The organism is Fructilactobacillus sp. X7R4C1 (assembly GCF_059901115.1).
Map to the genome: position 1 here is coordinate 30,746 of NZ_JBWXVD010000005.1, position 15,510 is coordinate 46,255.

The 15,510-nt window shown below is 42.1% G+C and carries 15 protein-coding genes; 2 read left to right on the forward strand and 13 right to left on the reverse strand.

What is annotated here, in order from left to right:
• Nucleotides 1-61 precede the first annotated feature (61 nt).
• Nucleotides 62-547, reverse strand: a complete 486-nt coding sequence (locus tag AC6UC9_RS05755; protein ID WP_500701409.1) for a hypothetical protein — start codon at nucleotides 545-547, stop codon at nucleotides 62-64.
• Nucleotides 548-931: 384 nt separating this feature from the next.
• On the opposite strand from AC6UC9_RS05755, the gene AC6UC9_RS05760 reads away from it, so the two are divergent.
• Nucleotides 932-1,501, forward strand: coding sequence for a TMEM175 family protein (locus tag AC6UC9_RS05760; protein WP_500701410.1), 570 nt, complete (start codon nucleotides 932-934; stop codon nucleotides 1,499-1,501).
• Between the two features lie 200 nt (nucleotides 1,502-1,701).
• Here AC6UC9_RS05760 and AC6UC9_RS05765 read toward each other — a convergent pair whose 3' ends face one another.
• Nucleotides 1,702-3,609: a thiamine pyrophosphate-dependent enzyme gene (locus tag AC6UC9_RS05765; RefSeq protein WP_500701411.1), complete on the reverse strand. Its 1,908-nt coding sequence runs from the start codon at nucleotides 3,607-3,609 to the stop codon at nucleotides 1,702-1,704.
• 222 nt (nucleotides 3,610-3,831) lie between these two features.
• On the opposite strand from AC6UC9_RS05765, the gene AC6UC9_RS05770 reads away from it, so the two are divergent.
• On the forward strand, nucleotides 3,832-4,029 hold the full coding sequence (locus AC6UC9_RS05770; RefSeq protein ID WP_500694170.1) for a hypothetical protein: 198 nt from the start codon (nucleotides 3,832-3,834) through the stop codon (nucleotides 4,027-4,029).
• Between the two features lie 133 nt (nucleotides 4,030-4,162).
• On the opposite strand, the gene AC6UC9_RS05775 is transcribed toward AC6UC9_RS05770, so the two are convergent.
• The 11 genes from AC6UC9_RS05775 to argF all read right to left on the reverse strand — a co-directional run bounded on the left by AC6UC9_RS05775 (nucleotide 4,163) and on the right by argF (nucleotide 15,494).
• The gene (locus tag AC6UC9_RS05775) at nucleotides 4,163-4,999 is read right to left on the reverse strand and encodes a MetQ/NlpA family ABC transporter substrate-binding protein (protein ID WP_500701412.1); all 837 of its coding nucleotides are present in this window, start codon (nucleotides 4,997-4,999) and stop codon (nucleotides 4,163-4,165) included.
• Nucleotides 5,000-5,401: 402 nt separating this feature from the next.
• Nucleotides 5,402-6,277, reverse strand: coding sequence for a hypothetical protein (locus AC6UC9_RS05780; protein WP_500701413.1), 876 nt, complete (start codon nucleotides 6,275-6,277; stop codon nucleotides 5,402-5,404).
• Between the two features lie 110 nt (nucleotides 6,278-6,387).
• Nucleotides 6,388-7,158 carry a YibE/F family protein gene (locus AC6UC9_RS05785; protein WP_500699683.1) on the reverse strand — a complete coding sequence of 257 codons (771 nt, stop codon included), beginning with the start codon at nucleotides 7,156-7,158 and terminating at the stop codon, nucleotides 6,388-6,390.
• Nucleotides 7,155-8,270: a YibE/F family protein gene (locus tag AC6UC9_RS05790; RefSeq protein WP_500701414.1), complete on the reverse strand. Its 1,116-nt coding sequence runs from the start codon at nucleotides 8,268-8,270 to the stop codon at nucleotides 7,155-7,157. The genes AC6UC9_RS05785 and AC6UC9_RS05790 overlap by 4 nt, the downstream gene beginning before the upstream one ends.
• Nucleotides 8,271-8,403: 133 nt before the next feature.
• Nucleotides 8,404-9,660 (reverse strand): NupC/NupG family nucleoside CNT transporter, encoded by a 1,257-nt coding sequence (locus AC6UC9_RS05795; protein ID WP_500695972.1) that lies wholly within the window; start codon nucleotides 9,658-9,660, stop codon nucleotides 8,404-8,406.
• A 195-nt stretch (nucleotides 9,661-9,855) separates the two neighbouring features.
• Nucleotides 9,856-10,125 carry a hypothetical protein gene (locus tag AC6UC9_RS05800; protein ID WP_500695971.1) on the reverse strand — a complete coding sequence of 90 codons (270 nt, stop codon included), beginning with the start codon at nucleotides 10,123-10,125 and terminating at the stop codon, nucleotides 9,856-9,858.
• Nucleotides 10,126-10,136: 11 nt separating this feature from the next.
• On the reverse strand, nucleotides 10,137-10,877 hold the full coding sequence (locus AC6UC9_RS05805) for an SDR family oxidoreductase (RefSeq protein WP_500701415.1): 741 nt from the start codon (nucleotides 10,875-10,877) through the stop codon (nucleotides 10,137-10,139).
• 15 nt (nucleotides 10,878-10,892) lie between these two features.
• Nucleotides 10,893-11,558: an SDR family oxidoreductase gene (locus tag AC6UC9_RS05810; RefSeq protein WP_500701416.1), complete on the reverse strand. Its 666-nt coding sequence runs from the start codon at nucleotides 11,556-11,558 to the stop codon at nucleotides 10,893-10,895.
• A 464-nt stretch (nucleotides 11,559-12,022) separates the two neighbouring features.
• The gene (gene arcC / locus AC6UC9_RS05815) at nucleotides 12,023-12,946 is read right to left on the reverse strand and encodes a carbamate kinase (RefSeq protein WP_500701417.1); all 924 of its coding nucleotides are present in this window, start codon (nucleotides 12,944-12,946) and stop codon (nucleotides 12,023-12,025) included.
• Nucleotides 12,947-14,365, reverse strand: coding sequence for a basic amino acid/polyamine antiporter (locus AC6UC9_RS05820; protein WP_500699689.1), 1,419 nt, complete (start codon nucleotides 14,363-14,365; stop codon nucleotides 12,947-12,949). It lies immediately after the preceding gene.
• Nucleotides 14,366-14,444: 79 nt separating this feature from the next.
• Nucleotides 14,445-15,494 carry an ornithine carbamoyltransferase gene (gene argF, locus AC6UC9_RS05825; RefSeq protein ID WP_500701418.1) on the reverse strand — a complete coding sequence of 350 codons (1,050 nt, stop codon included), beginning with the start codon at nucleotides 15,492-15,494 and terminating at the stop codon, nucleotides 14,445-14,447.
• Between the last annotated feature and the right edge of the window lie 16 nt (nucleotides 15,495-15,510).

The window sequence follows — 15,510 nt, forward strand, 5'->3', positions numbered from 1 at the left end:
ATACACAAGACCCTTCATATAATTTAATACACAAAAAGCCCCACTACAGGGCTTCCCATTACTATTTCATTTCCGTTTTCTTATCCTTCTTCTCCATTCTCATCTTTTCCTTATGCGTCTTCTTATGCTTCATCTGGAGATGTGAAGTGATTTCTCGATGATGCAACATATCCAACTGGTTATTTGATGAGCAATAGAACGCAATGAAGAAGATCAAAGTCGCAAGTAGTGCATACACGGCTCTTCTAAAATACTTAATGAAGACCGTCTGATCCCAGCTGTATCCCTTACCTAAAGCAGCCATAAAGTAGCGAACCAAGTAGTAAACAAACAGGACGAAGGCAATCACAAAGCCAGCAACTGACAAAATGTTTCTGGTGGCGATGGCAAAAGTTACAACAGCAACTAGCATACATACAACAAAGACGCAGTACGTCCAGCTCTTGATATAACTCTTATCAACGGCCCGATCGCGATTCGTCCAATACAAATAACACGCAATGATTAAGGCAATCACTGCAATAATCAATAAAATTGGTTTAAACATCTAATTCCTCCTTTAAATTTTATCTCCTAGGACACAATTTAAACTGTGAATCAGCATTCCGATCACCATCATATACATTGAGACCATACTGAAACCCATGGCTAACACCACGAAAGTCACGATCCAAAAAACAACTAAAAACCAATTAACAAATCCTTTAAAACTCATTATATTTCATCTCCGATATCCTCTTGTGATTACTTTCATCATACCATTAAATCGCCGTGAGCTGAGGAATTTGCTCAAGTTTTTGCGCCCTTTATAGTTCGCATTACATAATACTAAATATAACTTAGAGCTCTGTACTACCCACTAAAACATTTTCATCTTGACTAATCTTAAAGATATAGTATATTTTTATATTATTAAAAAGGAGTGACTAATATGCCCAAAAGTCGAGTGGAAGCATATGATGACGCGGTCATAGCCATTATCATGACCATAATGATTCTAGAAATCAAAGTTCCAGAAACTGCGAGTTTTAGTGGAATTATCGAACAATTACCTTACTTTGCCGCTTTCATTATCAGTGCTCTCCTGATCAGTACTGGATGGTACAATTTAATGAATACCTTCAATTCAATAAAGGTTGTCTCTAAGCCTGCATTCTGGAGTAACTTGCTCTTTCTTTTGTGCATGTCACCAGCTCCAATGGCAACAGCATGGGTGTCCCGTTTCCCATTTAGTCGGCATACCGAGTATTTTTACTTCTTCGTTTTCATCGTATGGTACCTGTCTTACTACTTATTAGATTACCTTCTAGTCAAAAGTAACGAACAAACATTCTCTAATGAACAATTTAAACACCACAAACGAATTAATCGCTACCACTTAACAATTGAAGTAGGTTGTGCTCTAGTCAGCTTGATAATTATCTATTTCTTTCCACTCTGGGGAATTATTTTCTCAATTCTGACTGCATTTTCTTGGATTTTATACAGCTGTTTTAAGTGATGTTTGGCTGTGAAAGACCAATCCTTGACCCTATCAACTTTTAAGACTAGGTTCTAAATCAAGAATGGGAAGTTGACGACGCCATATTGTCCATCATCTTTACCCTGACCTAGCGTTCTTCTAGTCTATTTTTGACGAATTACGAGTATAACTAAATCCACAAAAAAAGAGCTCTCAATGAGAGCTCTTTTTCTTACTTATTAAAGTTGAACATCGTATTTGTCGAAGAAGTCTTTAAGTGGTAACAAGCCTTCGCCACCATATTCTGCGAAGAATTCTGGTAATGTGTAAGTCTTGTTGTCATTCTTGTCCTTCTTGTAATTTGGACTGATGGTTTCAACGATTTGACCATTTTCAATCTTAACGATCAAATCTTCAACTGGAAGTCCACGGTCTTGGTTAATCTTTGCGTCAATCAAGAATGGGTGACCAGCTTTGGTAACCTTAACGGCTTTGTCAAATGCAGCAGGAAGTTCAGAAACGTTGTGAACAGTTGTAGCGTCAATTCCCATTCCCTTAGCAATCAATTCAAAGCTTTGACCTTGAAGTTGAAGGCCGAAGAATTGCATTGGTAAGTCTTCTTGTTCACCTTCGATGAAGCCTAAGTCTTCGTTTGAAGTAACCACGTTAATAACTGGAAGTTGATACTTCGTCAAGGTTACTAAGTCTTGGATAACCATTGAAAGGGCACCGTCACCGGCAATGTTAAAGACTTGACGATCTGGGTAAGCTTTCTTAGCAGCAATGGCACCAGGAAGTCCAGAACCCATCGTTGCGAACAATGCGGAGATGACCCACTTGTTAGTTGGTTGAATGTCCAAGTATCTGAAACTGTTGATGATGTTGTCACCAACGTCGATTGAGAAGACGGCATCTTTGTCGGCTACTCGGTTAATTTGTTTGTAGATTGGGGCAACTGGCATGGTTGAGTTAGCGTTAGTCATGGTGTCCTTCAAGTGTTTACCAAAGTCCTTGAATTCTTCCATGAAACTACCATTACTCTCATCGGTTTCGTCACTGCCAATGTTTAACATCTTGTGAATGTACTCCATCCAGTTAGCTTGATCAGCAACGGCGGCCTTGTAGAATGGACTTGGAGCAACTTTTTCACTTTGAGCCAATGCCTTGTCAACAAATGAACCAGCGTCAGACCAGATTGGGAGGTCAACTTCGTGGTGACGACCAAGTTGGATTTGAGAGTCATCAACTTGGATGTAAGCGAATTTGTGACTTGCATAAACTGATTTAGCGAATGGGAAGTCCCCACCAATGGCGATAACTAGGTCAGCGGTACTTAAGATTTCGTCAGCGGCCTTTGATGCGGCACGGTTGGCGGTTCCAAGGTTAGCTTCGTAGTTGGCGTCAACGTAGCCTAAAGCTAATCCGTCCATAATAACTGGAATCTGGAGTTTCTTTGAAAGTTCGATTAACTTGTCGCCGTTGCCCTTGATTCCACGACCAACGTGAAGCACTGGACGTTTAGCATTTTTAATCATCTTAAGGGCTTGACTTACTTCGTCATCGGTTGCGACTGGTTCTGGAGCTGGCTTGTCATAAGTCTTTGATGCAGAACTGTACGGAACATCGGGGATTTCTTCAAAACCAAAGTCATTTGGAATGACAACTACGGCAACACCCTTCTTTGCGTATGCTTCGTGAATCGCACGGTCAACAACGTGTGGCAAGCTTTCAGGAGTCATTACGATACGGTCATAAACCGAAACATCAGAGAACATTGGGGTCTCTGGAAATTCTTGGAAGTAATTGTAGTTCATGTTGTCGTGACCAACTTGGCCAACGATGGCAAGGACTGGAGCGTGATCTTCTTTAGCGTCATACAAGCCGTTTAGTAGGTTAACCGCACCAGGACCAGCGGACCCAAAGGCAACCCCGATTTTACCAGTTAATTTAGCGTGAGCAGCGGCCGTTAAAGCACCAACCTGTTCGTGTCGAATTTGTACGTAATTAATGTTATCTTTTTCTTGATCGAGCGCAGCAAGCGTTGAGTTAATGGAACCACCAGGGTATCCATAAACGTCCTTAACGCCATATGATTCAATAACTTTAAGCATTGCTACTGCTGCAGGAATTTTCTTTACATCTGTCATAATTTCTTCCTCCCAAAAGTACTTAATTCTTTTGTTGACCCTAATATACTCCCATATGAAAACGGTTGCAATAAAAACGCTTACTAAATTTACTAAGTCTTTTTAATGTAAATCATGAAATTAACAAAAGGCAATAAATTCCCAATTTAACGGCAATTGAGCGTATTATTGGTTATCTTTTGGCGCGTCATATGTAATAATACTAGTAAGGAGGTGAAGAACATGAACTTTTCTGGATTAGTTGAAACTGGCGATGGTCGTTTGATTAACGTGAACAACGTGAACTCAATCCATCCCCGCGAATCAGAAGGTAACATCATTTCATACCAAGTTACTTTCAACAACAATACTACTGAAGAAATCGACATCGATGCTTTTGAAGCCCTTAAGAACATTGCTTTAAACAAAGATAACAAGTAGGATTGGCAATACTTAGAAAAAACAGGTCAACTGTGAGGTTGGCCTGTTTTTGTGTGGAATAAGTTTCACGTGAAACAAAAAAATCCTCCAAACATTGGGAGGATTTGATCGTATTTTTAGACACAGTGTTCAATTATTTCTCAGGAATTTCCCACTCGTGGTCCTGATTATGTTTCTTCATGTAATTCATGAACTGCTTGGAATTGTAAGCTTTCTTGATGTCCTGGGCCCACTTGGTGTGCTCATTCTTCTTGTTTACAACTGCTAGCAGCATGTACTGACTCTGTGGATTTTCACGCAGAAGCATTGAACTAGCGGGAATCTTAGCCCCGTAAGTATCAGAACCAGGGATGATGGCATAATCAACACTGTTTCTGGAACGTGGTTCGTTGGCCGAATCCATCTCGTCAAACTTCAGGTCGTACTTGTTGTCGATGATGTCATTTTTAGTGGCCTTGATGGGATCCACGCCTTTCTTCAGCTTAATCCAACCGGCTTTTTCCATTACTAGAAAAGCCCGTGACATGTTGGATGGATCATTTGGAATGGCAACCGTGTCACCCTTCTTAACGTCCTTTAAGCTGTGCTTTTTGGCCGGATAAATCCCAGTTGGAATGGTTGGCACCTTAGTCAAGGCAACCAAATTACCATGATTTTCCTTGTTAAAGTTATTCATGTAGGCGCCGTGTTGTTCAACGTTTAAGTCAACCTGACCCTGGTTTAATGCCATGTCAGCATTCAGTAAGACGGAGAATGACTTATTTTTAACCTTATAACCGTCTTTTTCAAGAATGGGTTTGATACCCTTCATAAACAGGTCACTGTAAGGACCGGGTGAACTTGCCAACGTGATGGTTTTCTTGTTTGATTGTGGTGCATGTGCCTTCTGATACGGCCGATACACAAACGTATATCCAAATAAAATCATGATAATTGCGACTAAAGCGGTAATCCAATATCTTTTCTTCATCCTATTTCTCCCCTTCAACTATGCCATCCTGTTTCTGCCAAAACCTCGTTAAACGAAACAATTAAAAAATCAGTTAGACTATCCATAAAGTTAGCCTAACTGATCCTTTTTCTCAACGTAAATAGAGTAGATTAGTATATTCGATTGAGTTGGAATTCACCAATCTCAGTTAGACTAACAAAATGTTGTATCTAACTGAGCACAAAAATTACTACACTTAGATACAGGTGTTTGATCAACACCCGCATCTAAAACTACGAACGCTGACCTACATGTAACAAGTACAGCAACAGCAAGTATTTTGATAGTTCGTAGTAATCGTTGTCATTGGTTTCATCCCTTTCTTATTTTGCATTAATTTAACCACAGAAATCGCGAGTTGTAAAGGATAAAGTTCACAAATCATTTTATAATATTATTAGCTCCTTTAACAATGTAGGATGATAATGACTCAAGTCCTGTAATAATAGACTCAACATATTTTAACAAAACATCTAAATGTATATTTTGAGTACTATTTATAATTAAATTATTAACATCACCTATAGTTTTATTTATTTCAAATAACTTTTTATTGACTGTATCATTAAAATTCTTTACTTTATCTATTTTCTTCTGATCAGTAGTTCTTGTTTGGTAAACATGATTTAATGTCGTAAACGTATCAGAGTCTTTCATAAGAATTTTGATTAATTTTTCGACACTAATATTATTACGATCTAAAGAATCTCTATTGAAATATCCCTGGTGTAAATCTCCAAGTAAACTAATATATAAATCCGAGATTGATAATAAATCACTAGAAATGCTCATATAACCTTTAAAATTTTCAGTGGAAATTGCTGAATCAAAACTGTTCTGTCTTTCTTCTTCCAGTTGATTTTTCAATAGTTTATTTTGATGATCCATTTGTTTTTTTATATTTTTATTTTGAGCTTCAATTTGTCTATTGACATTCTCATTTTGAACATTTATTTGTTTTTCCAAAGAATTAGCTTGATCTTTAATTTGTCTATTTACTTGCCATACAACACCACAAATACCAATAATAGCACCAAAAAAACTTGCCCATCCATCACCAGTAATTCCAGCTTTAATTAGAAACCCGATTACTACTAAAATACTGACTATTACAACTACTATTTTCATCCAATATTGTTTTACAACCCTTAATCCTTTACATATCCAATTACAAACTTTACTTATCCATTTTAATGCTCGATATTTAAAAGAACCACAGTTTTTATCATTCTTGCAGCATGACCACTTCTTACTCATTACTCAAACCACCTTATCCATTAATACATCAAAGTATAGAAAAAATCATGTGAATTGTCTAATTTAATAAAAATAAAAAGCATCCGACTAATCGAATGCTTTTTACGTATTTATGCTTTATTTGCTTTCTTCAACTTGCGATGCTTCAAATACAACATCACCGCAATGGTCACGGGAATGGTCAGAACCACTCCAATCGCCGAAATCAACGTCATGATCAACTCTGACGCAAAGATTTTGTCGTTCATGACCATGCCGATACTGTAATGCAAACGCGCAAACCAGATGAACAAACCAACTAGCTCCCCGTAGAAACTAAAGAACAGGGTGTTAAAGGCCGTTCCAACAATTTCTTTTCCAATCGAAACCCCGATATAACTGAAGTCCTTATCAGAAATCTTGATGTTGTGGTCCTGAATCTCAACTAAACCGGTGGCCATCGCAACGGCCGCTTCGGCCACCGCTCCCAAACAACTCAGAATCGTCATCGCGCACGAAACGTTTAGGAATTTCACGCCAATTAAGAGCGACATTCCTTCCAAATCTTCGGTATTCTCGGGTCCAAAACCTTGCACCTGCGCCCAGTGTTCCACCGGAATGATCAACGCAATTACGATTGCCACCACGATTAACGAGGTCACAAACGCTACGTCGGCGTTTCGTCCTTGCTCATTACCGAAGTAAATTGTAATGACAAGGATAATGACGGCGTTAACCAGTGTGACCCAGAGGTACGGAATGCCAAACGCAATCAAAACCACGGACATGAAAACCAATCCAAAGTTACATAGTAATCCAATGAAGGCCACGAAACCCTTGGAGCCTCCTGCCAGCAGCATTGCGAAAAAGAGAATGATTAATAAGACGGTCATGGTACTCATTTGATCACCTTCGTTTCACAAAGCACACTCGCAATCAGGCTGGTAATCGGCACCGTCAGCGTGATTCCAATCGCACTAATCAGACTTTGAATGATTCCAAGTGACATAATCATTGAAAACGAGTAGCCCCAACTGTTACCGTTTCTTAAGAACAGCACCATCATCGGAAAAGTGCCAGCCACGAAGATGAGGAACAAAACGTTAATCAGCGGTCCCATGATTGACCGCCCGATGTTTTGCCCGTTCTTTAAGAGCTTTAAAAACGAAAGACTGTGGTCTTCCTCATAAACCGCAAACAGACTGGACGTGATGTCCGCCGAGAGGTCCATGATGGCCCCCAGTGACCCAATCATACAACCAACAAAGTAGATTGGCAGTCGTTGCTGGGTCACGTAGTCCATCATCTCAAAGTTCATACCCCGTTCGTGTGTCACTGACAGCACAATAAACGCAATCAGAATTGCGACCGCGGTCCCTAGAATCGTGGACGAAATCGTCACGACCGTCTCCTTTGACACCCCAAAAATCAAGATGGCGGTGACAATCGTGAAAATTACCGACAAGATGGCAAACAAGATGAACGGATTAAAGCTCGTCCCCACGTCAATTGAGACCGCCAAAAAGAACAGGACGGCGTTGATGATGATACTTAGAAGCGCCATGGAGCCACTGAACTTCAAAATCACCAGCAACAACATCACCGTTAGCCAGATTAAGAAGACAACCGCGGTGTCCCGCTTAAAACCGTTGATCAAAATCGACGAAGGCTTTAAGTTCTTGTTGGCGACGTGGATAAAGACCTGTTGTCCGGCATGATACTTCATGTCGGTTGCCCCGGCACCAGAATACTGGTTGTTGGCGGTAATCGTCTTGCCCTTGTACTCCCCGTTTAAAACTTTCAGCGTCAGTTTCTGGTTTTCTTGGTAGTCATGATTCTTAAATTCATCAGTTTGTGAAGTGCGACCATAGTTATGCACGTTTACGACTCGAGCCACCGTCTGTTTGTACATTGGTGCGTCGAAATGGGTGAAAGTCACGGCGACGATCCCCGAGATTAGCACCAAAACGATGGCGAGCCAACGAATCTTTAGCTTTGGATGGATTCGTTTCAAATTCTCATCCCCTAATTATTTACGTTCAGTGTATCATACTAAAATTAAGTTTCGCTAAACTTACGTATTTATAGCTAGACAACAAAAAACACCTCTGAATTAAATCAGAAGTGTCATGAATTTTATTTAATAATTACCAAACGAATAATCCAACGATTCCAGCCGAGAGTAATGATACCAAGATTCCGGATAGGATTAAGTATCCAACGTTTCTGGAAATAACGTCGTTCTTTTCCCGACTTACAAGGCCTTTCAAGCATCCAATGACCATGCCAACGGTACTGAAGTTGGCAAAGGAAGTCAAGAAGACACAAAGTTGAGCCTGGTAGTGAGCTGGGAAAATGTGTAAGTTGTTGATATGGGGAGCAATGGCACCCATGACCACGAATTCGTTGGTCACTAACTTGGTTCCCATATATTGAGCAAACTGGAAGGCGTGGTTAACGTCCATCCCCATCAGCCATGCAAATGGGAACATTACGATTCCAAGCAAATGTTGCAGAGAAAGCCAAGGATTAATGAGTCCTAGTAACTTACTAATTAAGTTAGCAAGGGCCACGAAGGCAATGACGTTAGCAGCGATGATTAATACCAGTTTACCGGCACCTAAGATTGAGTCACCCAAAAATGAGAAGAACGGTTCTTTCTTGGGTTTTTCCGGCTTATCAGCAACCGTTTCCTCAGCAACCTGCTCTGAGGGTTCCGTCATCGTCGCAATTGTGTCTTCTTCAGGCGTAACGTGAACGGGATTCAGTAGTGAAGTCACGATGATGGCGTTCAAGATGTTAAGCGGGATCGCGGTTAAAACGTATTGCCCCGGAATCATCTGGGTATACGAACCAACGATCGCAGCGGTGATACAAGACATCGACATCATGGCAACCGTTAAGAGTCGTTCACTGGATAATTTCTTGAGTTGCAGACTAGAAACAGCTAGGGCTTCCGTGTTTCCCAGAAACATCATTTCAACGGCGTAAAATGACTCGAACTTTGGTTGTCCCGTAACCTTTGATAACGCAATTCCGATCCATTTAATGATAAATGGCAAAATCCCAAAGTATGTAAGGATATCAAACAACGGAACAATCATTAAGATTGGAAGCAGTGCTGAAGTCACAAAGTTCATCTGTTTGACGTGCACCCAGTTTGGCAGCGCAAAGGCAATCCCAGTGTAAGCAACCTGGACAATCCAGTTGAATCCTTCAGCGGCACCCTTGACGGCGTCTCGACCCCAACTAAAGCGAGTAAGGAGAAACGCGATGACGAGGTTTAAGACTAAAACGACAATGACCGATCGCCAGTTGACGTGCTTGTGATCCTTGGAAAACAAAAAGGCAATTCCGAGGAACACGGCGACCCCAATGATGTTAATGATTAGATAGTAATTCATCGAACTTTCTCCTCCATTTTATATGCAATGTTCGGATATTGTCAGATAACAAAATTCGAACAACCTGTTTTTTATAATAATAGTATTAAATATTAACAATTTCAACCTTCATCGCGGAAATGGTTCACGGATTGGTTAATTTTCCCGTAAAAAAAGACTAATTATCGGTTAAAACCAACAACTAGTCTAATTAATTTATTTCTTTTCTCGTCGTTTATCAATGCGTTCGTCGTACCACGTAAAAATCAGGAGCAACCCAATCATAATCAGATTGACAATCGACTGCAGGACTTGATCTGGAACTAGTCCATACATTAAAACGGTAATCAAAAACAGCACCAGGTACTTAGCCGAACGCAAATACTCCTGGGTGTAGACGTAGCGCGCAAACTGCATGATTGACAGGATGGCGATGATTAAAAACGAACCATCCCGTAGAACGTGCTTTGACACATCTAGTTTCATATGCGTTAACCCTAAACCTGATCGGTTGGTCGAATCACGATTTCGTTGACCGAGGCATCCTTGGGCATGTCAATGGCGTACAGGATGGATTGCGCAATCCGTTTGGGACTAAGCGGCGTCAAGTCGTATGACTCAAACTGCTTCTTGATGTCTGGATCGGTAATATGATTAGGCAATTCGGTAACGACCGCACCGGGTGAAATCATAGTCACCCGAATACCAGACTTGGCTTTAGCCTCTTCCTCTCTAAGAGAATCACTAATCATCTTAACGGCCGCCTTTGTGGCACTGTACACCCCACTGTTAATTCCAGAAGTGTGGGCCGCCACCGAAGCGGTGTTGATGTACTGACCGCCACCTTGACCACGCATCGTATCAAGGGAAGCGGTAATGCCGTACAAAACACCCCTGATATTGACGTCAATCATGAGATTCCAACCCTTGACGTCACCCTTAATCAGTGGTGATTGGGGCATCACACCAGCGTTATTCATCCAAACGTCGATGCGACCAAACTGGTCAACCGCAGCGGACGCCAAGTTTCTGACCTCATCGAGTTTGGTGACATCGGTCTTTTGAATGGCGGCCACACCACCGTCAGCTTGGATATCTTCCTGAATCGCACGTAAGCGATCCTCTCTTCGAGCGCCCAGCACGACCTTGGCTCCGTTCTTTGCCAACAACTTGGCGGTCGCTTCACCAATTCCACTAGAAGCTCCCGTAATTACAACTACTTTATCTTTAACAGCCATCTTAATTCTCCCTAACTATTTTAAATTGTTAAGTGCGGTTTCGATACTCATGTCACCACTGTGCATGATGATTACCTTGTCAAAGGCATGTTGGTTATTTAAAACGTCAAACAAGACCTGCGAAACGTCGTTGATTGAATTTGAACCGGGTTGGTCATCATTAAAGGTTACTTCGCCGGTTCCAGGGGTCTCAAGCAAGGAGCCCGGTTGTAAAATAGTGTAATTCAGGTCAGTATCGTGAATTAACCAGTGGTCGGCCATGAACTTAGCAGCCTGGTAGTCCTGTAACTTGGCGTAATGTTTCTTTCCTTCCCACTGGTCTGGTTGAAGCGCAAAGGCTGAACTGAGCATGATGTAACGTTTGACGCCGGCTTTTTCGGCGGCCTGCATGGTCTTGATGGCTCCGTAACTGTCAACTAAGACCACGTTGTGTCCACCGGATCCAGCGGTGAAGTAGATGGCATCAAAGCCCTTCATTGCGTCGGCCATTGCGTTAACACTCATGTCGACGATGCTAAACTTCATGGTGTTAATTTTGGGACGTTCCTCAACGGTGTCCACAAACTTGACTTCTTCAGGATGACGAGCCGCAATGGTAACCGAATCGTCAGTGTTTTTTTGAAATTGTTTTACTAGGTCAGAACCGACTCTTCCGGTTCCACCAATAATCATAATCTTCATAATTGAAACCTCCTATATACGTCTAAAGCATAACAAATTCAACTAAACGTTAATAGCGATATGCATGTGAAGTTTATGTTAAAGCCAGCGTTAATCGTGCCACTGTTCAATCACATAAAATAAATAAAGATAGACATTTTTATCATGTATGATATACTATGTTTGTACCGCGTAGGCGGTAGTTTTCAAACAAGATGCACTACTCCTTTCTATTTGATGGTTATGACCCACAAGTACCATGAAGTTCCCTTGCAACTATTTTTGATAGTTGCAAGGGAACTTTTTGTTTTAAATACTAATCATGACATTGGATTACCTCTAACTAGATAAGAATAATCTTTGACATTTCGTTCTTAAATGCTAATATCAAATTGGAAAAATGGTTATAATCCCGCGGGCCACTTAATAACAACTAAAAATCACCCAAAGACTAGTTCATAGTCATCGGGTGATTTCTTCCGTCGTTATTTTTTAATGACCGTTGCTCGACCATTTTCCTCAAAATCGGCAACGTTGTCTAATGACGTAATCACGGCTTCCTTGCCGGTGTTTTTCACAAACTGCATCGCCGCTTGAATCTTGGGTTCCATTGAACCCTTACCAAATTGACCTTGTTTTAGATACATGTCCAGTTCGTCAAGCGACACGTGTCCCAGTTCTCTTTGATTTGGTTTACCGAAATTAATGGCCGCCTGGTCAATGCCAGTCAGGATAATTAACTGATCAGCATTGACCATTTGTCCGATTAACGAAGCCGTAAAGTCTTTATCAATCACGGCTTCAACGCCTTCGACGTCCCCGTCATCGGTCATGACGACCGGAACGCCGCCACCACCGCCAGCAATGACAGTGAACCCACTGTCAACCAAGGTGCTAATCTGCTTGGCTTCTAAAATGCTGATGGGATGAGGCGATGGAACGACCCGCCTGAATCCGCGACCGGAATCTTCGACAAATTTCCAGTCCGGATGTTTCATTATAACGGAATTAACGTCCGCGTAAAACGGACCGATGGGCTTGGTTGGATCCTTAAACGCTGGATCATTGGGATTGACTAATACCCGCGTGACAATGGTTGAACTAGTCATATCATTGTCTGAGAGGGCATCCCCAATCCACAGTCCTAACTCACCTTGAGTCATCGCTCCAACCACGTCAAGTGGCATTGGCGGATTTTCCTTCGTGCTACCGTTTAGTTCTTGGAGCAACAAGTTTCCAACTTGCGGGCCATTGCCGTGAGTAATCACTAACTGAAGGTTCTCAGTTGAATTACGCACGAACTTCACGATTTTTTTCGTGGTTTTTTTTAAAGCTTCTCTCTGCCCTTTCGCAGTTGGATCATCGGTTAAAATCGCATTGCCGCCCAGAGCTATCACGATTCTCTTCATTTACGACACTCCTATCTTTCCCATAAATAGAGCAATGACCGCCCCAATGGCGGCAATCGTTATCAATGCCATCATGATCCATTCAAAGGGTGTGATTTTACGTCCTTGATTCTTGATTGCCTTGATGTAGAAACCAAAGCCTAGAACGTATGCAATTGAGCATAACCACAAGAATTGTAGTCCCGCCACTGCGATTCCGACAACTTCAAACAATAGAGCTAGGATTCCTGGCATCATTTTCTTGACCGAATGAGCCTGCAGTCCAGCCTTAATTTGATCGGCACCAACCAGCGCGTAACAAATCACAATCGCTGCCGTACACAACGAGATTGCCAGGTTGTACGCCTGATCGGTAAATAGTAACGAAATCAAAACAATTTGTACCAAAATCTGAGTTAACCACAATGAGTGTGAAGGTGAATTGTGCTTGTTTAAGTAACCGAACCACCGGGGTAGTAGCTTCTGATCAGCTAGTTGTGACGTCGCTTCAACCGGAAGCATGGTCCATGACAGGAGGGCACCGACCATGGTGATTATAAGTGAGATACTGACAAAAGCCGCACCTATTGGTCCAATCATATCTTTAACAACATAGGTTAGGGCCGGGTTACTCAACTTAGCTAGTTTGGCTTGGGGTAAGTAACCATATGGTAGCATCGCAATCACGATGTTGATGATCAAGAGTGAGATGGTGCCAATAATGGTCGCCTTGGCCGCATCAGAACGCTTCTTAGCGCGTCCTGCCATCATCGTGGCACCTTCAATCCCGATGAAGATCCACATGGTGGTGATGATACAGCCCTTGACTTGATCAAATACCCCCATTGCCGTCGCCGGACTATACGTGAAGTTAGTACTAAAATTAGCCCAGAAGTGGGCGGTGAAAACGTTAGCCTTGAATAAGACAATTCCTAAGATTGCGAAAGCAACCAAGGGAATTATTTTTATTACGGTGATAATGGTATTGATGAAAGCCGCGTTCTCAATCCCCATCGTTACTAACCACGTGAGTAGCCACGTGAATACCGACGCAATGATTACCGCTTGAATTGAGTTGCCTGATCGAAAAACCGGAAAGAAATAACCGATCGCTGACATCATCATGGTGGCAAACGCAATGTTACCAAGCCATGCCGATAGCCAGTATCCCCAGCCCGATAGAAATCCAGCAAAGTCACCAAATCCATCTCTGGCAAAATCGGAAATTCCAGTCAGTTCTGGTTTATCCTCACTTAGAGACTTCAAACTCATTGCTAGTGCAAAAATTCCGACTCCAGTAATAATCCACGCAACGAGCGCGGGTCCCGGAGTGGCCGCTGCCGCAATCTGTTCACTGGCATTATAAATTCCAGCGCCAATCGCGGAACTAATGACCAGCATGATTAATCCAAATAATGAAACTCCCTTTTTATTTCCCATATAATTTACGCAATCCTCTCAAATCCTAATTTAGGACATGATTGTATCATTGATAATCCTATTTATGCTTTAGTAAAATTTAATTTTCGTTGTACATACTTAAGTCGCCTAAAGTGGCGGCCATAATTGCCATGATCGAGTGCTTGCGGTTGCCAGCTTCAACGAACTGGCGCCCGTAAGGACTTCTAAAGACCTCGTCGGTTACTTCCATTTCGGGACTATTTAGGCCCTTGTACTTTTTAACCGCCTCTTTGGCAGTGGTGGTGTTGCCGTCATGAAAGGCTGGTAGACAGTGCATGAAAATCAATTCATCGTCAGGAGTACCCGTCTTCTTCATTAAGTCCATGTTGACTTGGTACGGTAATAACTGGTCAATTCGTTGTTGCCAGTTGTTTTCACCCATTGACACCCAAACGTCGGTGTAGATGATGTTTGAGCCTTTGACACCTTTGTCAATGTCAGAGGTAATCATGAAGTGGGCCCCAGATTGCTTAGCGTACTTTTCGGCCAGGTCGACCACCGCTTTTTCGGGATGCAGTTCATCTGGAGCCACGATGTGAACGTTCACACCCAGCATCGAGCCGGTCACCAGTAAAGAATTAGCCACGTTATTTCGCCCATCACCAACAAAGGTCAACGTGAGCCCCTTTAAGTGACCGAAGTTTTCCTTCACGGTCATGAAGTCAGCAATCATTTGAGTGGGATGCCACTCGTTTGAAAGACCGTTCCAAACGGGGACTCCCGAGTACTTGGCCATGATTTCCATGTCGGACTGTTCAAAGCCCCGGTACTCAATCCCGTCAGCCAGTTCGCCAAAGACTCGCGCGGAGTCTTCTACCGATTCCTTTTTGCCGAACTGACTTGAGGTTGGATCAATGTAGGCCGTGTTTCCACCTAAGTCGTCACCACCAAGTTCAAACGAAAGTCTGGTTCTGGTCGAAGTCTTTTGAAACAAGAGCACCAGGTCCTTGTCGTGTAAATACTTGGTCACCTTGCCATACTTCTTGTGTTCGTTTTTCAAGTTAATGGCAAAATCAATCAAAGCTTCAATCTGGGCTGGTGTAAAATCAGACTCCTTTAAAAAAGAACGTCCCTGCATTGATTTTAATTCCTCTAGTAATGTACTCATTTGATTTGCTCCCCCT